Raw genomic sequence first — 25,815 nt, forward strand, 5'->3', positions numbered from 1 at the left:
AATGTAAAAGTACTCAATTAAAACGCAATCATGTTTACAGGTATTATTGAAGATTTAGGCAAAATTGAAAAATTAGAAAGAGAAGGTGATAATCTACATATTACTGTTGCAAGTTCGCTTTCTCAAGAGTTGAAAATAGACCAGAGCGTTGCACATAATGGAGTATGTCTAACAGTCGTGCAACTAAATGATTTAAATTATACGGTTACAGCTATTGAAGAAACTCTATCTAAAACCAATTTGGGAACTCTGCGCGAAGGTGATGTTGTCAATCTGGAGCGCGCTATGATTTTAGGAACCCGTTTAGATGGTCATATCGTACAAGGTCATGTGGATCAAACTGCCATCTGTAAAGAAGTAGTTTCTAAAGATGGAAGTTGGATTTTCACTTTTGAATATGATAACGAGCTAAATAACGTAACAATTGAAAAAGGTTCAATAACTGTAAATGGTGTAAGTCTTACCGTGGTAAACTCAAAACCTACTGTGTTTAGTGTAGCAATTATACCGTATACTTATGAGCACACTACATTCAAAAATTTCAAAAAAGGTACCGTTGTAAATTTAGAATTTGACGTAATCGGAAAATATGTAAAGCGCCTTATGTCGTTGTAGATGTGCTACGCTCTTTAATTATTAAATATCCAACACCAATTATGAGGGCTATAACTAAAAAATGAGGGATATAATCATCTATTGGGAGCGGTAATCCTACAGGAGGGGCATCTGACATTCGGGTATTAGGAGTGGGTGGATATTTTTCATTAGCACAAACACCTAAGCTATAACCCCAGAACATTAAGTTTATGAAAAATATGTGAAGCTTTTTATTCATATTGAAGTAGGGAATAATCTTCTTTGGGTTATCTAATTTTTAAAATATTCATTAGACGTTTTTTTTGTGCATTTAATCGTAAAATTATAAAAACTAATCAATTAGATGCCGTTTCTATGTTTAATTATTATTAAGATTAATTTTTCTGTGCATATAAACGTAATAAAACGTTATTTAGATGTGTACTTTACAAATTGTGGGAGAATTTTCTTTCAACATGTAACTATATAAGCTGCATATTAAAAGTTGATAAGTACACTAACTTAATCTTCTCCAAAATTTTTCATCAGGTGTAATTGGGATGAGACAATTAGTATAATGAAATTCGCACACCTCAACATCATAAAACAATACTAGACTGTTCTTAACTTTTGGAGAAGTGAAGGAAGGAAATCCTGAAAATTTTCTAATTGGAAAATTTTATAAATGATAGAAGAAATACCATTTTTAATTATTGTTTTGATTAGATAAGTACTATCTATAAAACTGTTTCGGTTTAAGGCCTTCATATTAAGGGGATTTAGAAGACGCTAATTTTAAGTTGGGGACTTTAAAAAAAGCTAATTGTTTTGTTAAGAGCGAATTTAACACAAATTCCGTTTAAAAACAATTATTATCGTCTAAATGCGTTATTATTTACAAATTATGATTTATGAACCCTAAATTTTATTAAATCAGAAACTTCAAAGGCAACTTTGCCTTTTAGTAATATTTTGATGGTATGTACAAAATGATATAATAAAAATTAAAAATAGATAATACGCCATACTCCAGCTTAATAACGTCAATCGCGCCTGAAAGAAAACTAGAAATTATTAAAATCAAAAAAGCCTCAAAAGAAAAAATCTTTTGAGGCTTATCTTTACTAGTGTGGTCCCACCTGGGCTCGAACCAGGGACCACCTGATTATGAGTCAGGTAATTTTATATTTCTTTTAGTATCATATGATTTCATATAACTGAATATCAAATAAGTAGGATATTTTGTTTTTCATCTATTTTCTTTAAATGTACCTTTAAGCCATTATTTGTTGTACTTATGTTGTACTAAAACTTTATAGATGGCATCTCTCAAAACTGTTTTACGAAAAACCCAATTGAAAAATGATAAATATCCCATAGCCTTAAGAGTCACTAAAGATAGGAAGTCTAAATTTTTTAAAACTCCTTTTGAGGCCACAATCAACGAATGGGATTCAAAAAAGGGACGCTTTAATAACCGCTTCTCAAATTCCTTAAAGGCCAATCGGTTGCTCGGAAAAATTGAAGATAGAGCTTTAGAAGCAATATCTGACTTAGAAATGAATGCTGATTTCTATACACTTCAAGATTTTGAAAATAAATTTAGGGTAGAAACCAACCCTATTGCACGTAAGGTTTTCCCATTTTGGGATGAAATCATTGAAGAAATGAAAAGTGCTGGAAAAATTGGAAATGCCTCTGTTAATAAAGACACTAAGGATTCCTTATTGATGTTTAGCAAAAAGCCTGATTTATTATTCAAAAGCATTTCTGTAAAATTTCTAGATAAGTATGAAGTCTTCCTCAGGTCTCGAGGAGGTACTGATGGTGGAATTGGTGTGAAAATGCGAGCTTTAAGAGCAATATTCAACTTAGCCATCAGAAGAGGTTTAGCTACTGAAAAAGAATACCCTTTTAGAGAATATAAAATCTCAAAGCTTAAAGGCAAAGGAATTAAGAAAGCACTAAATATTGAGGAGGTCCATAAAATCCAGAACCTGGACTTAAAGGATTATCCAACTTTAGTAAATAGTAGAAATTACTTCGTATTCAGCTTTTACACCCGAGGAATGAATTTTGCGGATATGATGAAACTTAAATGGTCTGATATATCTGGTGACAGAATTCATTATCAACGATCTAAAACAAAAGGTAACTTTATTATTAAAATCCTCCCTCCGGTACAGGAGGTGCTTGATTATTACAAAGACAATCCATATTATGTTTTCCCGATTCTTTTAAAAAGGAATATGACGCCTAATCAAATTGATAATCGTAAAAGAAAAGTATTAAAGCGCTATAATAAAGATCTGCGTGAACTTGGAAAATTGGCGGGTGTGAACAAAATAATTACAAGTTATGTTGCCCGGCATAGTTTTGCTAATTGTTTAAAGCAAAAAGGAGTGGCGACTGATGTTATTAGTGAGTCTATGGGGCACCAAGATATTGGCACAACTAAAGCGTATTTAAAAGAGCTTGATGTTTCTGTGATTGATGATGCGAATGAGTTGTTACTTTAAATTAAGAACATAGATAGTTCAAAATTTTTATTTAACACAAACTAACTTCTTTTACTTAAATACTTGAATTCAAAAAAATCACTATCGGTACTATAGTCATTATTTGAGAAATAGGTAGATTACTAAATTAGAAAGTTCATCTAAATAAAACTCACTAATCTGTTATAGATGATGTGCACAAGTTGTTACTACAGGGAGATACTAAGTTATTTAGCTTTCATAACAAAACTATTTTATTTAAATTTTGTAGCAAATATTTGAAATTGAAGAAAAATTAATGATCCTGAATTTTTTTGTAGATATTTTGAATAATATTTTTCAAAGGAATGTTAATGTGAGGTTCATTTTTATAAACTCCTTTATGCCATTGGCTTAACGTGCTACTATCGTGGAAAGTATAACTACCATCAAAAAAAATCAGAATGTAAAGGTCTTTCTTATAAAAGATCGATTCAATGATTTCATCCTCAAAAGATTTTATAATAAAGCTAGCTTTATCTATACTTCCATACTTTCCTTCAATAAATAATTTTGAATAAAGATCAACAACTTTAACCAGAGGCATACCCATTTCGCGAAGTGAAGCAATCAAATTAAGCCAGATAACTTCAATTGCAGAAAAATGTCTCCAAGACCTTGAGTCCCCCCTTTCGGAAAGAAGTAATCCTTTCTTTTCATAATGATTTATAGTTCGATAAGTAAGATCAATATCATTCGCTGAAAATATAGGTCTAAGAATATTTGTTCGTATTTCGTTTATATTCATAAACTTATCTAAAATTATACGTACGGGTATAATTTTTATTATATTAAATTTATATTTTTGCACCAATCTTTTAAATCCAAAATGGTGATGTCAAATCATAGTTATTATGAAAATGCTCCAATTATTTTAAGTATTCTTCAGTTTCGTTTCGCTCCTCTTGAAAATCTAAATGTAAACGAAGTTAAGAAGTTAGCTTCTGTTATTAAGAAAAACTTTCCGGATGTTGAAGAAAAGTATTCTCAAGGTATTTTAATTAACAACAATCAAGACCAAACCAATATATCGTTGGATGAAAAAAAATTTGAAGGAGTTCAAATATCTTCTAAGGATAAAAAAGATGTATTTGTGATAACAAGAGATAAATTCACGTTTCAGTCGAAAAATAAATATCTAGGTTGGGAAAGTTTTACTGAAAATATTAAACTGTTCTGGGATGCTTTTTCTAACACTCACAATATTGAACAATTGAATGGGATTTCGTTAAGGTATGTTAACAAGTTTGATTTACCATTAGGACTGAAAGACTTTAAAAAATATTTCACCACTTATATGGAGGATAAGAAAAATGACTTTAGCATTACAAATTATCAATTTAGATTTAGCTCAATTGATAAAGAAAATAACTTAATCGTCAATATTGGTCATTCTCTTGAGAAAGCAACTTCAGAAAATATTCCCTATATTTTTGATCTTGATATTTTAAAAAATGATTTTATAATTAATAATTCCAAAAGTGTTTGGGAAGAATTCGAGAAAATTCGTGAAAAGAAAAATCAGGTATTCAATCAGTCAATAACTGAAGAAACTATTAACTTAATTCGATAATATGCCATTTATTGTAGATTTACCTCCAACTTCAAAAAGTCTGGAGAGAACGTATATTCAAAGAAATACGAATGATAAGGAATCCGGCGATATTTCTGACATAAATACCTTAAAGCTGGATCAAGATCTTATGGAACAAGTCTATTTAAGTGCTAGATTTGATATTTTAGTTGAAAATTGGAAAAATAATACGATGTTTCAGTCTTCAATATCAAAAATTACTTCAGACCAAAATTTCATGGATATTATTGAAATGGGAGAAAGAGCTATACCATTAATAATCAATGAGATTGAAAAAGAGCCTAGTGTGTTGGTTTGGGCTCTTAATATTATAACTAACAATAGAATAGATTCAAGACAAAGATTGACCGTAACTGAAGCTTGTAAAAAATGGGTTAGTAATTTTAAGCGGGGTAAAATTAGAACTAAAACTGCTTAAATTTAAAACTCTACTCAATTGCTTAATAGCCCAGAATTCAAACAAATAATAATTAAAAAATTCCCCGCACTTAAAGATGACGAGGGTTTTGAAATTATTGATGGTTCTAATCCTAATTATAATTGTATTGCTTGGGCAGCTAATGTTAAGGATCGCTGGTTTCAGAATTTACCACTTGACAAACGCCCTTATATTAATTTTGAAGGGGTTGTAATAGATTGGCCATTTGAAGCAGATGACGAATTTAGTATAATTGCTTTAAAACAGATTTTCACTCATTATGGTTATATAGAATGTGAAAATGATTATTATTTAGAAGGTTATAAAAAAGTGGCATTCTATGAACTAAACGGGGAGGCAACACATGCAGCGAGACAAATGACACATGGAAGGTTTAAAGGTAAATGGACTAGTAAATTGGGTTCAGGACCTTGCATTATTCATAGCCATTGCAGAGGTATAAGCGGTGATGATTATGGTGAGCCTGTGTATTTTATGAAAAAAAGTATGAGTTAAAATACTTTGATAAAATTGAACAATATTGAGACTGAAATCTCACAAAAATAAGCCTAGAGATTACTCTACATTTTAGCCTTGGTAAAATCAGAACTTGCTCTAGTAGACCAACCACTTAAACCCTCAACACATTGGTATTGAGGGTTTTGTGATTTTAAAGGGGAAGGATACGGGGCAAGATTATTGCATTGCTCTTAATCAATCTCTTGAACCTCTAAATTATAAGCGATAGGTGATTTACCCTCAAATTTGCCAATAGGGTCACGCATCTTGAAGGTTGCTTTAAATTTTGTTCCCAGATAGTTGCATTTGATTTTTACGTGTAAAGCAGAATAATCATAATGATCATACCGTAGCATTTTTGTAAAACCTAAACAACCATCTTCTTTGTAATGGCTTTGGCATAGCTTATGGAAATCTAATAACGAAAGCATTTTATCTTGCTTTAACTGTCTAATTACTTCTTGAGTTGCAAACTCTAAAAGTTTCAATTACTTTCCGTTTTTCTTTTTTTGTTAAACCAAAGCTCATAATTAGCTGACCCCATTTATAAACGTTTTTATAAAGTCTTTTATCTTCTCCGTAACCCGGTTACTAATAGATTCTCGTTGTAAAACACTCGGTTGCTTTTCTAATGCTTCAATGACTTCATCTTCGGTTGCCATCCTGCCTGTAAAAAGAAAATCATTTATAATACCTTCAACTTTCTGCTGATTTAGGTCCTCCTTTTTACTTAGTTCTTGGAGGGCTTTTCTCGTTTCATCCTTCCAGTAGGCATTAAACTCATCTTCTACATCATCACCTTCCTCAATTTTAGGAAGATTATTCTGGATAAATTTCTCTATTAAATCGCGCTTACTTCTAAGCTCGGTTTCTCCGGAGATTAAATCTATGATTTGTTTTTTCTGTTTCGCTTGTTCTTTAGGCTTGGCATCTTTCAGTTTTGCTAACAATTTTAAAATATAGGCAACATTTATTTCGTCCCGATGTATGAGCTCTAACTCAAAATCAATTTCTTCTAAAATAGAAACAGATTCTTTTTGTTGGTTGGTCTTGATTTTATCATAGAGATCTAAGTATTTGCTCGTGTAATCCGCAAATTCCTGCTCCTTCATGTAGGTGTCTTCAAATGTAAATTCAACAAAAGAAGACAGTATATTTTTTAGACGCATTATTTCCCTAAAGGCTTTTGCGAAGGCTAATTCATCATCTTCGGTTTCAAGGTCATTTACACTGTCTACCGTGGGTGCAATAGCCATTAATTCTTTATAAGCCGTGTTGAATTTTTTTAACTGATCCTCATAAGGATCAATTGTAATGGTTTCTTTTGCGTTTTTATCTGAAAATAAAGCAATAGCGTCATCCGTATTTTGTTTCAGATTTCTAAATGCTAAAATATTCCCCTGCGATTTCTTTTCATTTAAAATTCTATTGGTTCGGGAGAATGCTTGTATTAAACCATGATAGTTTAAGTTTTTATCTACATAAAGCGTGTTTAAAGATTTGCTATCAAAGCCAGTCAAAAACATATTTACAACAACAAGAATGTCTATCTGTTTATTTTTGACACGTTTTGAGATGTCTTTTTTATAGTTTAGAAAGGTGTTGCCATCTTTAGCCGAATGTTTTGAGCCAAACTGCTTGTTGTAATCTGCAATGCATTCATCTAATTTATCTTTATGAGGAATTTTAGCATAGGCGGCTGATGGCTCTGCAGCCATCATCACCTCGGGAAAATCTTCTTCCGGTATTTCGCCGTTTGCTGAAGCATCTTCAGGATTGGCAGCGTAAGAGAATATGGTAGCAATGTTTAAAAGATGCTCTCCAGCTTCCTTCTTCGCCTTTAAGAGATCATAATATTTAATTAGAATATCTACACTGCTAACACATAGAATAGCGGTAAACGTTCTGTGGTGCGTTTTACGGTTATGGTTGGCTAAGATATAGTTGGTAATGGTATTAATGTAATCGTCGCTCTCATAAACCTCCTGCTTATCAATATCTTCAACTTTAATATCGTCAACGCCCTCTTTAGATTTAAATACATTGTAATATTCTATAGAAAACTTTAAAACGTTCTCATCTCTTATCGCATCTGTTATAACATAGCGGTGTAAGCAATCGTGGAATAAGTTTGCAGTAGTTTGCTTTATGCCTTTTTTGCTAATTGCGTTCTTAACAAATATGGGCGTTCCTGTAAAACCAAATAGTTGATGATTCGTAAAAAAGCTCACTATACGCCTATGCGTATCTCCAAATTGAGAACGATGGCACTCATCAAAGATGAAGACGATTTTCTCGTCTTTTAATTTTTCAATCTGACTTCTAAACTTTGCCTTTTTAATAGCTCCATTTAGTTTTTGAATGGTGGTGACCAGCAATGGCCTGTTTGGATCTAAAAATTGCTTAATAAGCATTTTTGTATTTTCAGTGCCATCAATGCTATCTTTATCAAAAGCTCTGAATTCCCGTACGGTTTGATCATCTAGATCTTGCCGGTCAACAACAAACACTACTTTTTTAATTTTTGGATTGTTGGTCAGAATCTGACTCGCTTTAAAAGAAGTTAGCGTTTTTCCTGAACCGGTAGTATGCCAGATATAGCCATTTTTTGTGCTGTTTTTTACTCGATCTATAATTGATTCTACAGCATAAAACTGATACGGTCTGAGCACCATTAAAATCTTATCGCTTTCGTGTAAAACGATGTATTTGGTGATCATTTTTGCAATGTGGCAAGGCTCTAAGAAAATAATCGCAAATTTTTCTAGCTGTGTAATTTTCTTATTTTTCTCATCACCCCAAAAGGAAGTAAACTTAAAGCTTTGCTTCTGGCTGTTTGCGTAGTATTTAGTATCTACTCCATTACTAATCACAAAAACCTGCACATAATTAAAAAGGGCATTGTTTGAAGCAAATGATTCTTTCTGGTAACGCTGCACCTGGTTAAAAGCTTCTTTAAGCTCGATACCACGACGTTTCAGCTCTATTTGCACCAATGGCAAGCCGTTTATAAGAATAGTTACATCATAGCGGTTTTCCTGCTTACCATTTATAGTAACCTGATTGGTAACCTGAAATTCGTTTTGACACCAAAAATCCTGATTGATAAATTCTATAAATGATTTGTCCCCGTTGTCCTTCTGCAGTACATATTTATCACGAAGGGTCTTTGCCTTATCAAAGATATTTCCTTTAGAGAGATGTATTAAAATACGCTCAAACTCTGTTGTAGAAAAGGTGGTTTTGTTGTGCTTTTCTAATTGAGCTTTTAGATTGCTTAATAAGTCTTCTTCTGTTTTTAGTGTTACCGGTTTATGACCTAGACCTTTTAATTGATCTACTAAATTATTCTCTAAAACTTGTTCTGGTTGTGTGGTCATAAATTGGCTTAGTTACATTAGCGTTACATACTAATACCTTGATTTTGTTGACATTTTCAAAATTAATAAACAGCTTAGTTACAAGCGTGTTACATTCTTACTTGTAAATCTTAGATTATACAAGATTCTCTTTTTAGTACGCTTATTTCCAAACTGGCTCATTCTGCCAATCCGGTTTCATTCCTAGTGCATCAGGATCTACATTGTCATATTTTACAAATAGATCATTCAGTTTATTCTTGAAATTATTATCGGGTTGTATAATGTTAAGCATATATTTCATCAACGTCATATGAACATACAGCTTCTGAAACTCGTGCTGCTTTGGCACATTTTCTTTTTCTCTGATCCAAGGATGAGGAGGGTTTGATAATAGTTTTACCGTTCCTGGTAAATTGCGATTCCATAACCTGCTATGATGTGCACAATAATTGCGTATTTGCGCTATAGATTGCAACCAACTAGGCAAATATGTGTGGTTTACAGCACCTAATTCTTCTGCAATGGTATCTTTTGCTTTTACTGTATGTTTTAGATTACCATAAAGCTTTGATAAGGCTCCAAAGCTGGTTTGCTCTAAGGACTTCCAAGCAGGTGGAAAGCGTTTATCATCCTTGTGCTTCTTTAGATGGTTTTTAATTGTAGGATCTTTACTGCGGCTTATTTCATCCTCGAGGTTTGCCAAAGTTTTAACCAAAGCCCGACTATCTGTAAATAGTTCCATATTTTGAAACCACCAAGGATCTATCTCGTGAGACACGTGATAAATCAATTTGGTACGGACACTGATTTCTATTTTCTCTATAACTTCAAATAGCAAAAGTCTTAGCTCTGCATCAAAGTTGTAGAGTTTTACAACATCTTCAAAAATGCTATTTGGTTTAAAGAGATGCTTCTCTTTATCGGCTTGCATCACATACCAATACTCGCCAAGCCTGTAATAACTTATGTGAGCAAGATACTTTTTAGCTTTTTTGAGATTGTCAAATTGCAAACCTCGTTCCTGAAGCTGCGCTATTTGCTGGTCTATTGTAAAGGCTTTCTTGGTAAACATTTAGGAAAGATACTAGAAGAAATTAAAAACAGAAAACCCTATAAAGCAAAAGACACACCCTGGGACGCTGATCTTACGGGTAGCGTGGTGTGTACTGTTACTGCAAAAATACATCATTAGTTGCGTATACGCAACTAATGATGTCACTTTGACTATTGTTCTTAGAATGTATCACACAAACATATGCTGCAACAGCCCTCTTTTAAAGGTGGTTGTTTTATCTATTTGAGTATTTACCGCTTCAATCTTATCATCTATAGCGCTTAGAAAATTGGCGATTCTAGTTTGCTCCTCTATACAAGGCAGTTTTACTAAACAATTACCTATCTCTCCTAAGTTAATCTTGATAGGGAAGGCTACATGAATTATTCTCTTCCACAATTCACGTTGAAAAGGCTCAGCATTTATATATTGAGCGAGATACTTACTTGAAAACGATGAGCCTTGTTTTATCAAAGCTAGACTAACATAAAATGAGCCCTTAACATCCCAATCTATATATTTAGCCTTGCCAACATTACCAATCCTAGTCATTAAAATATCTCCCTTTTCCAGCTTTACTCTTTTGTTCTCTTTATCAAAAACCTCTTTAGAAATGTATTTCGTTTGCTCAAATTGGTTAGCTGTGACGTGTTCTACACTATAAAAGGGAATTCCTCTGGAAACATAATTTGGTGTTTGGTGAGTACCATCATAATACTTTGTAATCTTACTCAATCTCTTCTCTTCCCATTCAGGAAAATCATTACCATTCTCATCCTTAAACCGTATCTCCTGACTAAAAAGCTTTTGCATTACACCTTTTTTATATTGATCAAGCAGTTCTTTCTTTTTAGTAAGTTGATTGATTTTAGTGTCTACAGCGGTAAGAAAAGAAGCTATTTTTTGTTGTTCCGCTAAAAACGGATATTGAATTTTTATTCTATAAAAATCAGAATGATTTAAATCAGGAATTGTAGATGTTCCTGCTAATCTTAGAATTAAATTTTGAGTATTAGTTAAAATTAAATAGTAATAAAGAAAACTCTTAATTAACTTCTTTGAATAAGCAATCTTAAAAAAATTATTATGAAAAGCTCCTGATACATTTGTAACAACCGTTCCTGTATTTCCCGTCCGTGTCATCAGAATATCTTCTTCTGAACAAATAACTGATTTCGAAGGATTCTTAATGTAATATTTCTTTTCAGAATTAGCTCGCAAAAACTCATTAGTAATATAAAAATAAGAGCCATTTTGTTCTTTAGTAAGTCTTTCAGAAATAGGTATTTGAAGACCTTGATTTATCTTTGTAAGATTTCTAAAACTTTCTTCTTTCCAATCATCTTTAAACTCAGGAAATCTCAATTTGGGTGTAAGTGGCTTTATATTTTGCATAGCTAGTTCTTTAACTCCCTCTTTTCCGCTCTACAGATAGAAGCAATACCACTTAGATGGGATACTATTGTGTTAACTTCCACTTTAAAAACTTCCTTACTACTAACTCCCTTTGGGGCATTTGTCATCATTGCTGTTTTGTGCCATTCAAACTTATTACACATTTTAATTACTTGATCATGCTTGAAAGAGATGTTTACTTTATGAGCAAATAAATTTCTAATCTGTCCTAATCCATCTAAATCAGTTTTTATCATTTTGTCAATAAAGCCTAAACAGTATAATAAATCTACTTTTGCGCTATAAGTTCCTAAAAATCCCCTGTGGCTCAATATTTTATTCACAGTAAATGATTTTTTCGGCAAAAAACTTTCTAAACAATACAACAATTGGTCTTCAATAAATGCTAATCCAACAACTACAATAGCCCTGTCATTACTCTCATAATTAAACTGATTATGAAATGATATGAGTCCTTCTTGGATTTCGAAATACCGTTCTACTTCTTTTTTTTCATTTATAATCATTTTAAAACGGGGTGTTTATATTCAACTGTTTGCAAAAATCTGCAATTTGAGAATCGGTCTTTGCCAGCTCTCTATCTAAGTCTTGTATTTCTTTAGCGACTGCAGTAATATCTACAGGCTCCTCTTCCTCAAAGGTGTCTACATAACGCGGAATATTCAGGTTGTAATCGTTCTCAGCGATTTCTTTTAAAGTTGCTTTGTAACTGTATTTGCCTTTTACTAAACGTTCTTTATAAGTGCCTACAATAGCTTCTATATGTTCCGGTAAGAGTTTGTTGTCTTTACCTTGTTTTTCAAAATGATTACTGGCATCTATAAACAAAATATCTTCATCAACTTCCCTACATTTTTTAATCACCAAAATACAGGTAGGTATCCCCGTTCCAAAAAAGATATTAGCCGGTAGCCCTATAACGGCATCTATATAGTTACGATCTTCTATTAAATAGCGTCGTATATGCGCTTCTGAGCTACCACGAAACAATACACCGTGAGGCAAAACGGTTGCCATTATTCCGTTCTCATCTAGATGGTGCACCATATGTTGTACAAAGGCAAAATCAGCTTTAGTCTTAGGTGCTAGCTTACCATACTGGCTAAAGCGATCATCTGTACTAAAAATACTTTTAGCACTCCAGTTCGCAGAAAATGGAGGATTAGCTACAATAGCCTCTGCCCTTAATTCATCGTGTTGTGGTTCTTCTAAAGTATCTTCTTGCTTGATATCAAACTTACTGTAATGCACGTCGTGAAGAATCATATTCATTCGCGCCAAGTTATAAGTCGTACGGTTTAATTCCTGTCCATAAAAGAAACTAACATCATCTACTTCTCTAGCTACTCTTAACAGCAACGAACCACTACCACATGTAGGATCATAGACAGACTTGATACGGGTTTTACGAGTCGTAACAATTTTGGCCAATATAGTAGATACTGCTTGTGGCGTATAAAACTCACCTGCCTTTTTACCTGCACCCGCTGCAAACTCACCTATTAGAAATTCGTAAGCATCGCCCAGTAAATCACTATCTGAGTTCTTTAACTGAAAATCTATCTGATCAAGATGCGTAAGTATTTTGGCTATGATTTCGTTCTGTGCCTTTGCTGTTCTACCCAACTTAGAAGAGGTCAAATCGAGATCTTCAAATAAGCGTACAAAATCATCTTCTGAGTCTGTACCCATTGTACTCTGCTCAATATTTGTAAGAATGCGCTCAAGATCTTCTATAATGAAAAACTGCTTCGCTTCATCATTATCGTTAGTTTCTACCTCGTTAAGGTTATTTCCTTTCTGAGCTATAGAGGTGAAAAGTTCGGTTGGCTTTAAGAAGTACCCTAAATTCTTAACACAAGCTTTTCTAACGGCTTCTATATAGAGTTTACCAGTATCTGAGTTTTCGTCTAGTTGCTCATAAGTTAGGTTGTCTGGGGATAATATCTCATCTGCATAGATGTGTAGCTTCTCAGACAGGTATTTAAAGAAAATAAAACCTAAGATGTAGTTTCTGTAATCGTCTGCATCCATTTTGCCCCTAAGAAGGTTAGCAATAGCCCATAATTGTTTTTCTAGTAGTTTTTTTTGTTCTTCAGACATGAATTTGAATTAGTGATAACCGTTGCTTTCAAAAATAAGAAACTTAGCCACGGCAATTCGATAGAAATGAATAAACTGGTTTGTTTTGTAAATAGAAAACATTTAAGGGTGATTTGAATGATCTATTTAAATAATATATCCAATTCAGAATGAGGAATTCTGTAATGATAATCAGTAAGTTATGATTATATTCGTTTAATAGGAAGGTAAACTAATAATCATTCAAATCTAGAACTTATGGAAAAAATAAAAGCAATTAAGCCCGGGCCAAAACCAAAAAAAGAAGACGGAACCCCTGACAAAAGACGACGGGTCAACCCTGAAACTAAACCGAAGCACCCAGGGCTAAAGCCTCATAAGCATAATCCTGGGGATTAATGTCTGGTTTATCTTTCGTAAAGTCAGCACTCAATTTTAGTAATAGGTGCTGATTTTTATTTTACCTGCTGATCGTCTTTAAATCATCTAAAGCTTCAATAAAAGCCTTTCGCAAATCTTCTGTAGAATTGGCCTCGTAGATAACGAGATGGTTGATCTCAAGAAATTTTCCATACCAAACTCCATCAGAAGAACTATACTCAATGGTACCTTTATAATTTTATATGTAAGATAGTTTTTCACTGCTTTTATTAATTTTGATATACTTAAATTTATTCATTAGAAATGCTTTATTTTCTGTTAATTGTATAGGTTTTCCTTTTTCCGAAAAGCCTACAATTTTACCGATGGTACTTGAAATCAAACAAACATTGAACGCTTAGAAGAATTTCCTATACTCAGAGAATTTAGAGGGACAAAGGAATATAAAAACTTTAAAGCTGAGTCTAAATTTTTCAAAGAGAAAAATAAGGAAGTCATTACACCCTATACAATAGAAAAAGAATAAAAGTAGCTGCCAACAGCAGGTTTTTAAAAGAGAGATATTTAAGATTATTTTAGGTTCTAAACCATAAGACCACTCTCATAATATTAATCATTAGTTTTAGATATATGTAATGTATTTCAAAAATAAAAATATAATTATTGGACTGCTTAAATACTTTATCAAAAAAAATAACCTACACGATAAAGAAGGGTTCAAAGAATTTAATAAATATTATTTTGTAGTTGAACTAGATGTAAGTGGCTTTGAAGAAGGCTTAATTATGAAGGGAATTGAAGAATTAATGATAAATCCTAAATGGATTATAATTGGAAAATCTCATATTCTTTTTAGAGAAATTAATAACCCGGAGTATAATATAACTAATCAAATTCTGAAATTTCATATATTAAAAACAAAATTGATTGAATTCAGAGATTTAGCATTAAAAGATAAATAAGGGGGTATCCTTTTATTCCCTTCTGCTTTATATCTAAGTCAAAAACGAATGTATTTTGCTTCATATTTATTAATTTTAATAAAACCTCAAATCCTGAAAATGCATCAAGAAACCCTTCAATACTTCGACCCCTTCTATGATCAGATCTCATATAACTACTCAGGTTCTGTTCAGCTTGAAGAAATATTACATTTTCTCGATTTAGCCTTTCCAAAATGGAAAACTAATTGTGGCTTGGGTACATTTGCTCCGGAGTTTGTGAATTGGCTTCTAGAACATACATCAGAGTCATTTCAAGATGATTCCTTTTTAAATTTTTTAAATTTACTGTACTTAGAGATTGCTGATGAATATTCAAAATATGAAGAATCTCAAGCTTTCTCGTTTGATCTTGAATGCATAAAACACTTCCCTGAGGATTCAGAGACCAGCTACGATGCTTTATCAGGTTTTGAATATAAAGTTGAGCTAGAGAAATTTAAAGCGAGCAGAAGGGAAATAAATGCATTTGATTTTATCTTTTAAATGTTCTCATTCCATTTTTCATAAAGTTCCTGAACATCTGGATACTCTTTAAAAAATTGATTTTGACGATTAATCAAATATCTATTCTTTTGTTTTTCGATATCAATTTGCTCTTTTAAATCTTTATCCGAAAAATAGCTTATGATCAATACTGAAGCAAAACAGGTTAACATTAATAGTATAATAATAAGATAAATACGTTGATTTATTTTATTTGATTTAATCTTTTTGACAGTCTCTTCCGCTTGCTCAACTAGAGAATTGTTAATTTTAGAAATAACTTTTATATACTCCTCTTTAGAATTTTCAAAGGGCTCTAAATTAATGAGTATTGGCTTATCCAAAAGCTTTTGAAAATCAACATATTTAGTATCAATATCATTGCTCGCTTTAACTATTCTACTAGCATTATAATCAAATTTTTTAGATTGAGTTTCAAGGTTTTTAAACTCTTCTACTAGCAGAGCGACTAGATGTTTTTGTGACATTGTTCTTATTTTTATTAATTTCTAAATCTTTTAATAATTGGTTCTTGGCCATAGTTTTGTGAATTTCACTTGCTTTGAAATCATAACCCTTATGTATAAACCTAAAGCCTCTAAGGTTTCCGAACTGATCTAAAATGGCTATTGCTAAAATGCCATTCTGTTTCATTTCTAATTCATAAGTTTTTATGTTTATAATTGCTTTTTTAGAAATAACTTTCTTATGAATATTTAAAAGTTCCTTTCTAATCTCTTTAGTAGCTGTCTTTTTCTTTGTTTTAACATCATCAATAGTTTGAAGCCCCAATCTAATTGCAACCTTTTCAGCCGCTTTCATTGATTTATAGCCTATATAACTACTAGTTAATGCCTTTCCAGAAAAATCTATTCTGTTTACATACAAATGAAGATGTCTATGCTTTCTGTCATTATGAACATAGCCTACACTCTGATTATCATTTAAACCTAATTCAGATTTAAATCGATGAGCTATCTCATTCCAATCTTCTGTTTTTAGCCGGGCTCCATCTTCAGGAACTGGAGAAATAACAAAAGAGAATACATTATTGAGACAATTATGGTTCAACTCATGAATCATATTAAATTCACGAGTTATATCCTTTGTTTTTATAGCTGATAATAGTTCTTTATGGACCAATTCAGCATTCTTCTTATCATTATCTGCATATTCTAAGCTTGCTCTTAAATGGCTTATTGCTCTTCCTAATCCAACCATTATTGAAAGTTTTTAAGATGCACTCTAATTTCATCAACTAGATTATGAAGCTCCTGATTAAATCTTGGATCTTTCTTTTTAAGTAAATTTCCAGTTGATGTTAAACCATTTTGAAATTTAACAAGTGATTTATAAGTTTCTAATTCATCTTCAGTCAATCTAGATCTCAAATTCTTATTCAATCCGGCTTTAATTAAATATTTACTTAGAGATAAGCCGGCATCTTTAGCCATAACTTTTAAAAGCTTTTTATCAATTAAGGTGGTACGCAGAATAATTACTTCTCTCCTTTTTTGTTTCATTTTTTTTGTTTTTGAGCCTTAGCGAAAAAACCAAGAATTGACTTTTATATAGGATCAGGTAACTGATTGTATATACAAAGTCACTTCTTGAATTACTCTTTCGAATTACTCTTTCGTTGAATTACTCTTTCGAATTACTCTTTCGTTGTCAATTCAAGAATCCTTACTCATCAAGCTGAAATCTTGATTTTAAGTTTAGTTTTGATTTAATACTTACCTAATTTTTAACTTCTGAAATACAGTAATTTAGGTTATGCAATCAAGTTACCTACCTCCTACCTATCTTACCTAATTCTTAGATTTAGGTAAGTTTAGGTAGCTGATAAAATATTAATCTACCTGCTATAATCAATTAATAATGTGACCTTTATAACTCTCTGGTAAGTAGGTAACTTGATTTTTAATTTTTAATCATTTTCAATTTCAAATGGACTTACTTTGAAAAGTGGTTTAATTAAATAGCCGTATATCTGTCTTTGTGGATGTTTTACTCTAGGGAAACCTTGAGATGTTAAGGCTTTACCCATACTTACAGTATTTAGTTTTGTATTAAGCCCATTGAGGCTAATAACCACTTCAGTCGAAGTTTTGAATTCACTGAAATCATCTCCTGGAACAAAATATTTCGTTACAATCTCTTCTTCCGGTGTCAACTCTCTATATTGCGCATTTCTAATTTCATTTTCCTGAATATCTTTAAATGTGAGCTCCTCATTAAAATCAGGATCATTGTAAGCTAGATGATAGGCTTGTGACCAAACCATATTAATATCTACCTCTTCTTTAAAACTAAAGTCTATTTTGCCGTTCATCATAAAACTTAACCATCTCACTGAACCTGTAGGGTCTTTTAGAAAGGTTAATACGTTTGTTGATCCAAGAAATGAACATATTCGAGGAAGTTTCGAATTTCGTTTATCGTAGGGTAGGCGTTCATTTATACTCATTTTAGACATCATAGCCTTTCGGTTTCCTAAGGTCTTAGAGTCCTCACCATCGAAATCGTCTAGAGCAATTAAGAAGTTTCTAGTCAATTGAATATTAGCATCTTTCCCATAACCTAATTCTTCTGTAAAATAATTTCTTAAAGGTTTCGGACATAGTGCTCTACACCAAGATGATTTCCCCGAGTTTTGTCCAGGATGAACTAAAACAAAACATTGCTTGTTTACATAATTTGGTTCTAATGCGCACCGCACAGCCCTGACTAACCATTTTCTCATATGATATTCAAAACTCTTAAAGTCTATTACCGGCACATAACTTGCAAATTTGGATATATGATCAGAATGATCATATTTAGGTAGCCCCCTGAAATAATTATCTATTGGATCATAACTTTCAACCATATCAGATTTGATTAGTATTTCTAATTTCCTAATACTTATATTGATCTGATTGCTCTCGAGTTCGATTAAAAGTGATTCTAGGTTAAGGGATTTCCATTGGGAACCTTCTTTCAATCTAATCTCATATTCGTGAGCAATCGTATTATATTTAAGTTCATATCTTGAAAAAATATGTTCTGCAGCTAAATGATATATAGTCTTACTCTTGGGATCTTCAATCCCATAGAAAGAATTTGCTTTCATAGATAAATAATTTATAGAAAGCCGTATATTTGTATGACTTTCATTAAGTTGTAAAGTGATAAAGAAATTTTTAAGCGTAAGGTGGCACCCTTACGCTTTTTTATTTAGCAAGAGCTTTTTGTTAAATTCTGCTTCTAAGAAATCATCAGAAGTATCTGGTTCTCCTAATAACCAATTATCAATATCTTCTTTCTTAAAAAACAGTTGACGAATGTTTTTATTGGAACCTTTTGGTAGAAGTTGTAATCTGGAAAGCTTGTAAATTTTGCTTTTAGAAAGTCCGGTGTAACGTTCTAGGTCTTCAATATTAAAAACCTTTTTATTGAGGTAGAGTTGATTTCGAATGTCAAGTAATATCTCGACTACATTTTCTGAATTGCTCATCGCTTTGTGATTTAAAATTAATAGATCAATCGGCCGATTGTTTGAGCAAACATATGATGCTAAATGTCACTAATACAATGTAGTAATATACATTACCAGTTAATTACTACATATTTATGCTTTGAAAATGTTTTGACTGAAATAATTTAACAAGTCACTAGTACTTGGAGCTCGATTTTCTGATAAATCCTTCTTCCATTTGGAATAGCTTTTTTTTAAGCTTCCCATATTTACAGCATTTTTACCCATTAAAAATGTATGATCGATTAATTGAAAGAAAGCCTTTTTCTTATTTCCTTCTAAACTTTGAACTCCCCCCACTATAAGTAAATCAAAAATTGAAAAAATTGCGTTGTAGTGCGGGTCTTTTGGTCTGGTCGTGGATGTGATTTTAAAAACTACTTTTTTAGAAACTTCCTTTCCCTCAAGAATTCGTAGAAATTGATCTGACTCACCTTTATTCATTTTCAAAAAATGAAAATCAATATTTCTATTCTTTATAAATTGAAATATTGGCTCTACATTCATTTCATTTTTGACAAATAATGCTCTCTTATGAAATAGAGCTGATACTCCAAATAAAAAGAATACTATTGCGACAATTAGACTTATATTCCAACTGGCTCCATTAAAAATCAGGAGTAAAAATGTAAATAAAGAAATACCCAAGAAAATAAAAACAAACCTATTAAAGAGCTTTGATGGTTTCATACGAAAACCTGGTTCGAAAAGTAACTTTAATTTGTTTTCAATTTTGGTTAAAATACGGACGTAGTATATGATAGAATTTTCAAGCATTCAATATAATTTGGGGGTTTGTGATTATCAAATATAAATAAATGATAACTATTGTGTTGTCTATATGTTGTACTAACCCCAAAACAAAAAAGCCCTACGATCTCTCGTAAGGCTTATCTTTACTAGTGTGGTCCCACCTGGGCTCGAACCAGGGACCACCTGATTATGAGTCAGGTGCTCTAACCAACTGAGCTATAGGACCAGCATTAATGCTTATTAAAGCACTAAAGCGGGCGCAAAAATAAGACTAATTTTTATTTACTGCAAATATTAATCAAACTCCTTTAATTCAATTTCTCTATCTTGACATAATTCGATTAAAACTCCTCCTGTGCTTTTAGGATGTAAAAAGGCAACCCATTTATTGTCAGCACCTTCTTTTGGCTTTTCATTTAGCAAAATAAAACCCTCTTGTTGCAAACGCTTTAATTCACCTACAATATCTTCTACTGCATAAGCAATATGGTGTATGCCTTCACCACGTTTTTCTATAAATTTTGCAATAGGACTATCTGCATTACTTGCCTCTAATAGTTCAATTTTACTTGTTCCCATTTCAAAAAATGAAGTCTTTACGCCTTCAGTAATTACCTCCTCAAATTTATAAGGCGGTTTGCCTAATAATTTTTCATAAAGAATATTTGAAGCATTTAAATCTTTAACTGCAATACCTATATGTTCGATTTGTTTCATAGTACATGTCTTTCTCTACTCATTAATACCTTAAAAATAGAATTTCTACATTTCTCCTAATCGTTACAAACTCAGAAATACATCCACTTACTAGAGATACGCATTATTTGCAAACACGTCGTAGCTAAAAATCGTATTTTTGCAGTATGGAAACGAATAGGCAGAAAAAAGTAGGTGGTGTTTTACAACGCGACCTTGTAGATGTGATACAAAAAGCACTTGCTCAGGCAGGCGTAACAGGAATTATTGTATCTGTGAGTAAAGTAGGTGTAACAACAGATTTATCACAAGCAAAAGTTTATATGAGCGTTTTTCCTCACGATAAAGCAGCAGAAATGCTTGTTGAGGTAAAGGCTGTAAAACCATTTATTAAACACGAAATTGCACAACGCACACGTCACCAATTGAGACGTATGCCAGAATTGCAATTTTATATTGATGACTCGTTAGAATATATAGACGGAATAGATAAATCTTTAAAAGGAACAGAAGATCCTATTGAAAATCCTGATTTATTACCTCGCCGTAAAAAATCATAATTTACATATTTGTTGAAATTTCCTGTATTTATCGCAAAACGTTACCTGTTTACCCGAAGCAGTAATAATGCTATAAATATAATCACTTTTATTTCTGCCCTAAGTATAATAGCAGGCTCTGCTGCCCTATTTATTGTACTTTCGGGATTTTCTGGTCTCAAAGATTTTAGTTTATCCTTCTCTTCAATATTTGATCCAGATTTGAAAGTTATGCCCGCAAGTGGCAAGACAATAACATTTGATGAAGCAGCAGCTTTAAAATTATCAAATACAGAAGGCATACTCGGATTCACCAAAATTATTGAGGAACGTGCATTTTTAGAGTTTAGAGGTAAGAATCATATTGCTTATTTAAAAGGTGTAGATGAGAACTATATGCGTGTTAATGCAATAGACAGCACCCTTCTATATGGCAATTGGATAAGCCAGAGTGAACCCGTAGGTGCTATTGGTTTTGGCATCTCCAGACTTCTCTCACTGGGCGTAAACAATTATACAGATTTACTACGTGTTATGGTTCCGAGGCCGGGAGATGGTCAAATTTCAGATCCTACTCAAGCATTTAATAGTGAACAACTCATCGTCTCAGATATCTTTCAGGTAAATGAAGAACTGGATGAGAAATATATATTCACTAATATCAACTTTATGCGTAACCTTTTACGCTATGATGAAGAAACCTTAAGTGCGCTGGAAATTAAAATAGATCCACTTGCAGATCCTATACATATTAGAGAAAAAATTCAAGAAATTTTAGGTGAAAATACAGTAGTCAAAACAAGATTTCAGCTCAATGACAAGCTTTATAAGATGTTAAATGCTGAAAATCTAGCTGTTTATCTCATATTCACCTTAGTCCTTATAATTGCCTTATTTAACCTTGTAGGTAGTATTATAATGATAATCATTGATAAGAAAGAAAATATAAAAACTCTTCATAGCCTCGGGTCAACTCTAAAAGAAATACGCTATATCTTCTTTCTCCAAGGTGCTTTAATGACAATTTATGGAGGTCTTGCCGGTATTATTTTAGGTGCATTAATTGTAGGTGCGCAAATTCAATTTAAATTGAAAATGATAACTGCTACACTGGCTTATCCGATGGAGTTTACACTTACAAATTTACTGGCGGTATTTGCCACAATATCTATACTGGGAATCTTAGCCTCTTACCTGGCTGCATCGACGATTAGGCCTAAGCTGATAGAAAAATAAAAGTTGTTATATTAGAATTTTAAATTCTAATGCGTAAACACATAATCTGAAAAGCGCTCTTCAACCTCATCAAAAGCTGCAAAAACATCTACAGAATCATCACTTGTAACCATTTTCATTCTAAACTCTTTAAAGTCTGGAATATTCTTAAAATAGTTTGTGTAATGTCTGCGAGTTTCAAAAACACCTAATTTCTCACCTTTCCAGTCTATAGCCATTTGCAGATGTCTGCGGGCTGCATCAATTCGTTCTTGCATAGATGGCGGAGCTAGGTGTTCTCCCGTTTTAAAAAAATGCTTAACTTCTTTAAAGAACCAAGGATAGCCAATACTAGCACGACCTATCATCGCTCCATCGAGACCATATTCATCTCGCATAAGAGCAGCTTTCTCAGGCGTATCTACATCACCATTTCCAAAAACCGGAATATGCATTCGCGGATTATTTTTTACAGCTGCAATAGGTCTCCAGTCTGCTTCTCCTTTATACATCTGGGCGCGGGTTCTACCGTGTATAGAAATAGCTTTACAACCTACATCCTGCAGTCGTTCTGCCACTTCTAATATTTTAATAGATTCGTGATCCCAGCCTAATCTGGTTTTTACAGTTATAGGAAGGTTTGTATGTTTAACCATAGCTTCAGTTAATGAAACCATTAGGTCTATATCCTTAAGAATTCCAGCACCGGCGCCTTTGGATACTACTTTTTTTACAGGACACCCAAAATTGATGTCTATGATGTCTGGTTTTGAAGCTTCAACAATTTCTACACTTTGAAGCATAGACTCTAAATTTGCTCCAAATATCTGTATGCCTACTGGTCGTTCTTTTTCATAAATGTCTAGTTTCATAACACTTTTAGCAGCATCTCGAATAAGACCTTCACTTGAAATAAATTCAGTAAAAACGACGTCTGCCCCCTGCTCTTTACAAAGCGCGCGAAAGGGTGGATCACTTACATCTTCCATAGGTGCTAATAGCAACGGGAAGTCTCCAACATCTATATCTCCAATTTTTGACAAAACAGTATTTTTTTGCAAAATTAAGCAATGTTTTGTTAAGTAAGCGTGTTGTATAATTAAGTGAATGAAGAATAGATGAAGAAGCTATTCTACAATAAGTCGATCTTCTTCAGTTACATTAGTACTTCTGCTATTATCGTTTAATTTGAAGTTTCCGAATTTATATCGAACTCCTACCCTAATTATTTGAGATTCTGGCATCGCCAAAAAGGAGTTATTTTGATTTCTGTATTGAGATGTAGTTCTAATATTTCTAGTATTAAATATATCTTCAGAACTAAAAGTCAAAGCCAGACGACCATCTAAAAACGTTTTTTGTAAATCAAAATTAACTGCAAACTGCGGGCTATCATATTTATACGAACCTAATAAATAATCACTTAAGAAATCTAACGCTACGGTTGAAGTAAATGTACCGGAGCTATCTAAAATAAAATAATTTTGTGTTTGCAACAGCATACTATTTATCTCCTGCTGAACATTACTAGTATCTTCAAGGGCTTTTTTAAATTCATTTTTCATATTAAAAAATGAAGAGTATATGCTCATCCACATCCAATTAGTCACAAATTCAGAATAAATTATATCAAGACTGTATTGACGCTCAAAATTTAAATTAGTGTTTAAACCTCTCAGCGTTAAGTCTTGATTATTTTGAAAAGGCAATCGCGCTATAGCATTCTCTATATGATCATAATACAAATTAAATGTTAGCTTATTCTTGTAGGTATAACTGAATTTAACCTTATTACCTATTGCAGGTTGAATATTAGGATCTCCCTCCAAAAAATTATTTTCATTTAAAAAATATCTGTACGGATTTAAACTTTGAAAACGAGGCCGATCAATTCTTCTGCTGTAGTCAAAACCAAATGAATGGTTGTCAGAAGGGTTATTTAATATATAAAACGTAGGAAATAATTCTAAATATTCTTGTGTGTTAACAACCCCTAACGTTCTTGAATTACCATTAGCATCGGTATACTCTCCTCGTAGTCCTGCTTTTAAACTCCACTTTTCCCATTCTTTTTCAAAACTGAAATACAAAGCATATATATCTTCATTATAATCAAAATTATCATTGAGGATTGCATCTTGATTTATAGATCCATTTGCTATTGAAAATTCTTGTTTACTGTTTGAATTAATACCAGAATATTTTACTCCAGATGTAATAGACAAACTACCTAAACTTCCCACATAATCTAACTGTCCTGTATAAATTTGAGAATTTTGAGTAGGTATGGTGTTAAAAGCGTTTGTATTTAAAAGTGTGTTTTGTGCTGAAAAATAGCGGGTATTTACAGATTGGGTTTGGTTATCTGTATAATCAATATAGTTTATCAATGCCGCTAGAGTTGCACCTTTTTCACCTAATTGTTTTTTATAATTAAGACTAAAAAGCAAATTATCACGATCCGTATTGAGTTCGCTCTGCGTAATATACAATGAATCAAGTTCACCCTGCGCATTGTAAATTTCTGTTCTTCCGCTAATGTCTGAATCTGCCTTAGGAGTATGTAACACATTTGCACTAAAACTTAGCACCTCATTCTCACTCAATGTAAAATCTAAAATCGTATTTAAGCTGTGTGAAAAGGTGCGGGTATCACGTTTAAACAAATCTTCCCAAGTAGCTTTTTCGCTTCCATCGGGATTATAAAACTGAACAAAACCTTCATCTGTTTTGGTATCAAAACGTGAATTAAAGGTATAACTTGCATATGCATCTAGCCAATCCGTTTTGTAATATTGGCTCGTTCCTAATGCATATTTAGGTACTATGCCCACAGTATTTGACGCATTAAAACTTCCTTTATATCCTATTGACAGATTTTTTGAAGTATTGATATTTATTATTGCTCCACCTTCTGCATCATATTTTGCGGGTGGCGTAGTAATTACCTCAACAGATTTTATGTTTACTCCAGCAAAACCTTCGAGTAACCGTTGCAGTTCCTGACTTGTCAAATACACCTTGCGATCATTAATATAAACTTGAGCCGGTCTATTTCTCACAAGTATTACATCCTGATTTACTAGAACACCAGGAGTTCGTTTTAAAATATCATACGTCGTACCAGATGAAACCACCGTATTTTCAACCTCAAATATCATTCTGTCTACTTTATTCTGGATAATGGGTCGTTTTGCAGTAATAGTAACTTCGTCTAGAAATTCTGGACTATCCTTAAGCACAAATGGAGATAGCATAACCGAATTTTTCAAATTAATTGGTTCGCTATAAAAATCGCTATAGCCTACAAAGCTTACCTTGATGAGATAGTGATCTGCATCTAGTTGAGAGAATTTGCAAGAACCGTCGTTTTCACTTACGACTCCTTTTACAAAAGAAGAATCTTTTGCTTTAAGCAAAATTACATTTGCAAATGATACCGGTTTCTTCTGAGAGTCAATTACCTTAGAAGAAATATCATAATCTTGTGCCAGTAGGGCTAATGGGGCTAAAATTATGTAGAATAAAATAGTGTTCCGCATAGAAAACCAAAACTAATGCAATTTTAATGTTAAAGCTTACCTAAAATGAAGCTTTTTTTAAACTTTGAGAATAATAATTCCAAAAAATAGATTTATTAGAAATTGGCTTTTCTAAACTGTATAT

General features: G+C 32.5%; 26 protein-coding genes and 2 tRNA genes. 9 read left to right on the forward strand and 19 right to left on the reverse strand.

All coding sequences use genetic code 11. From position 1 onward, the window contains the following. The first annotated feature begins 30 nt into the window (after positions 1-30). Positions 31-615: a riboflavin synthase gene (locus DSM00_RS00355; protein WP_128756037.1), complete on the forward strand. Its 585-nt coding sequence runs from the start codon at positions 31-33 to the stop codon at positions 613-615. Here DSM00_RS00355 and DSM00_RS00360 read toward each other — a convergent pair. Continuing rightward, complete coding sequence (locus tag DSM00_RS00360; protein WP_128756038.1) at positions 602-835, reverse strand: hypothetical protein; 234 nt, start codon at positions 833-835, stop codon at positions 602-604. The genes DSM00_RS00355 and DSM00_RS00360 overlap by 14 nt on opposite strands. 871 nt (positions 836-1,706) lie before the next feature. Continuing rightward, positions 1,707-1,768, reverse strand: a tRNA-Met gene (locus DSM00_RS15485). A gap of 127 nt (positions 1,769-1,895) precedes the next feature. Between DSM00_RS15485 and DSM00_RS00365 the strand changes: the two genes are divergently transcribed. Beyond that, entirely contained in the window at positions 1,896-3,095 is a 1,200-nt protein-coding gene (locus DSM00_RS00365; protein ID WP_128756039.1) for a site-specific integrase, read from the forward strand. Positions 3,096-3,369: 274 nt separating this feature from the next. Here the strand turns inward: DSM00_RS00365 and DSM00_RS00370 are convergent, their stop codons facing one another. Next, the gene (locus DSM00_RS00370) at positions 3,370-3,861 is read right to left on the reverse strand and encodes a MerR family transcriptional regulator (RefSeq protein ID WP_128756040.1); all 492 of its coding nucleotides are present in this window, start codon (positions 3,859-3,861) and stop codon (positions 3,370-3,372) included. 87 nt (positions 3,862-3,948) lie between these two features. Here DSM00_RS00370 and DSM00_RS00375 point away from each other — a divergent pair, with 87 nt between their 5' ends. The 3 genes from DSM00_RS00375 to DSM00_RS00385 are packed head-to-tail and all read left to right on the forward strand — an operon-like array spanning position 3,949 to position 5,641. Continuing rightward, positions 3,949-4,686, forward strand: coding sequence for a TIGR04255 family protein (locus DSM00_RS00375; protein ID WP_164916272.1), 738 nt, complete (start codon positions 3,949-3,951; stop codon positions 4,684-4,686). Position 4,687: 1 nt separating this feature from the next. Further along, positions 4,688-5,125 (forward strand): hypothetical protein, encoded by a 438-nt coding sequence (locus DSM00_RS00380; protein ID WP_128756042.1) that lies wholly within the window; start codon positions 4,688-4,690, stop codon positions 5,123-5,125. An 18-nt stretch (positions 5,126-5,143) separates the two neighbouring features. Further along, positions 5,144-5,641 carry a DUF7689 domain-containing protein gene (locus tag DSM00_RS00385; protein WP_128756043.1) on the forward strand — a complete coding sequence of 166 codons (498 nt, stop codon included), beginning with the start codon at positions 5,144-5,146 and terminating at the stop codon, positions 5,639-5,641. A gap of 194 nt (positions 5,642-5,835) precedes the next feature. On the opposite strand, the gene DSM00_RS00390 is transcribed toward DSM00_RS00385, so the two are convergent. The 6 genes from DSM00_RS00390 to DSM00_RS00415 all read right to left on the reverse strand — a co-directional run bounded on the left by DSM00_RS00390 (position 5,836) and on the right by DSM00_RS00415 (position 13,579). Further along, positions 5,836-6,132, reverse strand: coding sequence for a hypothetical protein (locus tag DSM00_RS00390; protein WP_128756044.1), 297 nt, complete (start codon positions 6,130-6,132; stop codon positions 5,836-5,838). A 42-nt stretch (positions 6,133-6,174) separates the two neighbouring features. Next, on the reverse strand, positions 6,175-9,024 hold the full coding sequence (locus DSM00_RS00395) for a type I restriction endonuclease subunit R (protein WP_128756045.1): 2,850 nt from the start codon (positions 9,022-9,024) through the stop codon (positions 6,175-6,177). A 142-nt stretch (positions 9,025-9,166) separates the two neighbouring features. Then, entirely contained in the window at positions 9,167-10,078 is a 912-nt protein-coding gene (locus DSM00_RS00400) for an Abi family protein (RefSeq protein ID WP_128756046.1), read from the reverse strand. 171 nt (positions 10,079-10,249) lie between these two features. Beyond that, entirely contained in the window at positions 10,250-11,455 is a 1,206-nt protein-coding gene (locus DSM00_RS00405; RefSeq protein WP_128756047.1) for a restriction endonuclease subunit S, read from the reverse strand. A gap of 2 nt (positions 11,456-11,457) precedes the next feature. Beyond that, entirely contained in the window at positions 11,458-11,982 is a 525-nt protein-coding gene (locus DSM00_RS00410) for an MltR family transcriptional regulator (protein WP_128756048.1), read from the reverse strand. 1 nt (position 11,983) lies between these two features. Beyond that, positions 11,984-13,579 carry a type I restriction-modification system subunit M gene (locus DSM00_RS00415; RefSeq protein WP_128756049.1) on the reverse strand — a complete coding sequence of 532 codons (1,596 nt, stop codon included), beginning with the start codon at positions 13,577-13,579 and terminating at the stop codon, positions 11,984-11,986. 995 nt (positions 13,580-14,574) lie between these two features. Between DSM00_RS00415 and DSM00_RS00420 the strand changes: the two genes are divergently transcribed. Both DSM00_RS00420 and DSM00_RS00425 read left to right on the forward strand, forming a co-directional pair. Next, on the forward strand, positions 14,575-14,901 hold the full coding sequence (locus tag DSM00_RS00420) for a hypothetical protein (protein WP_128756050.1): 327 nt from the start codon (positions 14,575-14,577) through the stop codon (positions 14,899-14,901). Between the two features lie 99 nt (positions 14,902-15,000). Then, entirely contained in the window at positions 15,001-15,426 is a 426-nt protein-coding gene (locus tag DSM00_RS00425) for a hypothetical protein (RefSeq protein WP_128756051.1), read from the forward strand. On the opposite strand, the gene DSM00_RS00430 is transcribed toward DSM00_RS00425, so the two are convergent. The 8 genes from DSM00_RS00430 to mce form a co-directional block, all read right to left on the reverse strand. Continuing rightward, positions 15,423-15,914, reverse strand: a complete 492-nt coding sequence (locus tag DSM00_RS00430) for a hypothetical protein (protein WP_128756052.1) — start codon at positions 15,912-15,914, stop codon at positions 15,423-15,425. The genes DSM00_RS00425 and DSM00_RS00430 overlap by 4 nt on opposite strands. Beyond that, entirely contained in the window at positions 15,871-16,647 is a 777-nt protein-coding gene (locus DSM00_RS00435; protein WP_128756053.1) for a relaxase/mobilization nuclease domain-containing protein, read from the reverse strand. Before DSM00_RS00435 ends, DSM00_RS00430 begins: the two co-directional genes overlap by 44 nt. Beyond that, a complete protein-coding gene (locus DSM00_RS00440) occupies positions 16,647-16,949 on the reverse strand; it encodes a plasmid mobilization protein (RefSeq protein WP_128756054.1) in 303 nt (100 codons plus the stop codon). Before DSM00_RS00440 ends, DSM00_RS00435 begins: the two co-directional genes overlap by 1 nt. A gap of 407 nt (positions 16,950-17,356) precedes the next feature. Then, a complete protein-coding gene (locus tag DSM00_RS00445) occupies positions 17,357-18,541 on the reverse strand; it encodes a VapE domain-containing protein (protein WP_128756055.1) in 1,185 nt (394 codons plus the stop codon). A 90-nt stretch (positions 18,542-18,631) separates the two neighbouring features. Beyond that, positions 18,632-18,925 (reverse strand): helix-turn-helix transcriptional regulator, encoded by a 294-nt coding sequence (locus DSM00_RS00450; RefSeq protein ID WP_128756056.1) that lies wholly within the window; start codon positions 18,923-18,925, stop codon positions 18,632-18,634. A gap of 114 nt (positions 18,926-19,039) precedes the next feature. Beyond that, positions 19,040-19,723 (reverse strand): hypothetical protein, encoded by a 684-nt coding sequence (locus tag DSM00_RS00455; RefSeq protein WP_128756057.1) that lies wholly within the window; start codon positions 19,721-19,723, stop codon positions 19,040-19,042. A 128-nt stretch (positions 19,724-19,851) separates the two neighbouring features. Continuing rightward, positions 19,852-19,925: transfer RNA gene (locus tag DSM00_RS00460), tRNA-Ile, on the reverse strand. Positions 19,926-19,993: 68 nt separating this feature from the next. Then, on the reverse strand, positions 19,994-20,416 hold the full coding sequence (gene mce, locus DSM00_RS00465) for a methylmalonyl-CoA epimerase (RefSeq protein ID WP_128756058.1): 423 nt from the start codon (positions 20,414-20,416) through the stop codon (positions 19,994-19,996). A gap of 146 nt (positions 20,417-20,562) precedes the next feature. On the opposite strand from mce, the gene rbfA reads away from it, so the two are divergent. Both rbfA and DSM00_RS00475 read left to right on the forward strand, forming a co-directional pair. Beyond that, positions 20,563-20,955, forward strand: coding sequence for a 30S ribosome-binding factor RbfA (gene rbfA / locus DSM00_RS00470; protein WP_128756059.1), 393 nt, complete (start codon positions 20,563-20,565; stop codon positions 20,953-20,955). Positions 20,956-20,967: 12 nt separating this feature from the next. Next, complete coding sequence (locus tag DSM00_RS00475) at positions 20,968-22,170, forward strand: ABC transporter permease (RefSeq protein ID WP_128756060.1); 1,203 nt, start codon at positions 20,968-20,970, stop codon at positions 22,168-22,170. Between the two features lie 26 nt (positions 22,171-22,196). Here DSM00_RS00475 and dusB read toward each other — a convergent pair whose 3' ends face one another. Both dusB and DSM00_RS00485 read right to left on the reverse strand, forming a co-directional pair. Next, positions 22,197-23,192, reverse strand: coding sequence for a tRNA dihydrouridine synthase DusB (gene dusB, locus DSM00_RS00480; protein WP_128756061.1), 996 nt, complete (start codon positions 23,190-23,192; stop codon positions 22,197-22,199). A gap of 84 nt (positions 23,193-23,276) precedes the next feature. Continuing rightward, positions 23,277-25,691, reverse strand: a complete 2,415-nt coding sequence (locus tag DSM00_RS00485; RefSeq protein ID WP_128756062.1) for an outer membrane beta-barrel family protein — start codon at positions 25,689-25,691, stop codon at positions 23,277-23,279. Positions 25,692-25,815 lie beyond the last annotated feature (124 nt).

Origin of the sequence: Leeuwenhoekiella aequorea (genome assembly GCF_004104375.1) — a bacterium.
Classification (GTDB): domain Bacteria; phylum Bacteroidota; class Bacteroidia; order Flavobacteriales; family Flavobacteriaceae; genus Leeuwenhoekiella; species Leeuwenhoekiella aequorea.

Bases quoted from the DNA above. Each gene is read 5' to 3' on its own strand.
- DSM00_RS00395 (WP_128756045.1), bottom strand. From the start codon at position 9,024: ATGACCACACAACCAGAACAAGTTTTAGAGAATAATTTAGTAGATCAA.
- DSM00_RS00445 (WP_128756055.1), bottom strand. From the start codon at position 18,541: ATGAAAGCAAATTCTTTCTATGGGATTGAAGATCCCAAGAGTAAGACT.
- DSM00_RS00455 (WP_128756057.1), bottom strand. From the start codon at position 19,723: ATGCTTGAAAATTCTATCATATACTACGTCCGTATTTTAACCAAAATT.
- DSM00_RS00440 (WP_128756054.1), bottom strand. From the start codon at position 16,949: ATGAAACAAAAAAGGAGAGAAGTAATTATTCTGCGTACCACCTTAATT.
- DSM00_RS00365 (WP_128756039.1), top strand. From the start codon at position 1,896: ATGGCATCTCTCAAAACTGTTTTACGAAAAACCCAATTGAAAAATGAT.
- DSM00_RS00420 (WP_128756050.1), top strand. From the start codon at position 14,575: ATGTATTTCAAAAATAAAAATATAATTATTGGACTGCTTAAATACTTT.
- DSM00_RS00450 (WP_128756056.1), bottom strand. From the start codon at position 18,925: ATGAGCAATTCAGAAAATGTAGTCGAGATATTACTTGACATTCGAAAT.
- DSM00_RS00435 (WP_128756053.1), bottom strand. From the start codon at position 16,647: ATGGTTGGATTAGGAAGAGCAATAAGCCATTTAAGAGCAAGCTTAGAA.
- DSM00_RS00360 (WP_128756038.1), bottom strand. From the start codon at position 835: ATGAATAAAAAGCTTCACATATTTTTCATAAACTTAATGTTCTGGGGT.
- DSM00_RS00355 (WP_128756037.1), top strand. From the start codon at position 31: ATGTTTACAGGTATTATTGAAGATTTAGGCAAAATTGAAAAATTAGAA.
- DSM00_RS00370 (WP_128756040.1), bottom strand. From the start codon at position 3,861: ATGAATATAAACGAAATACGAACAAATATTCTTAGACCTATATTTTCA.
- DSM00_RS00415 (WP_128756049.1), bottom strand. From the start codon at position 13,579: ATGTCTGAAGAACAAAAAAAACTACTAGAAAAACAATTATGGGCTATT.
- DSM00_RS00425 (WP_128756051.1), top strand. From the start codon at position 15,001: ATGCATCAAGAAACCCTTCAATACTTCGACCCCTTCTATGATCAGATC.
- DSM00_RS00430 (WP_128756052.1), bottom strand. From the start codon at position 15,914: ATGTCACAAAAACATCTAGTCGCTCTGCTAGTAGAAGAGTTTAAAAAC.
- mce (WP_128756058.1), bottom strand. From the start codon at position 20,416: ATGAAACAAATCGAACATATAGGTATTGCAGTTAAAGATTTAAATGCT.
- DSM00_RS00405 (WP_128756047.1), bottom strand. From the start codon at position 11,455: ATGCAAAATATAAAGCCACTTACACCCAAATTGAGATTTCCTGAGTTT.
- DSM00_RS00485 (WP_128756062.1), bottom strand. From the start codon at position 25,691: ATGCGGAACACTATTTTATTCTACATAATTTTAGCCCCATTAGCCCTA.
- DSM00_RS00410 (WP_128756048.1), bottom strand. From the start codon at position 11,982: ATGATTATAAATGAAAAAAAAGAAGTAGAACGGTATTTCGAAATCCAA.
- DSM00_RS00400 (WP_128756046.1), bottom strand. From the start codon at position 10,078: ATGTTTACCAAGAAAGCCTTTACAATAGACCAGCAAATAGCGCAGCTT.
- DSM00_RS00380 (WP_128756042.1), top strand. From the start codon at position 4,688: ATGCCATTTATTGTAGATTTACCTCCAACTTCAAAAAGTCTGGAGAGA.
- rbfA (WP_128756059.1), top strand. From the start codon at position 20,563: ATGGAAACGAATAGGCAGAAAAAAGTAGGTGGTGTTTTACAACGCGAC.
- DSM00_RS00375 (WP_164916272.1), top strand. From the start codon at position 3,949: ATGTCAAATCATAGTTATTATGAAAATGCTCCAATTATTTTAAGTATT.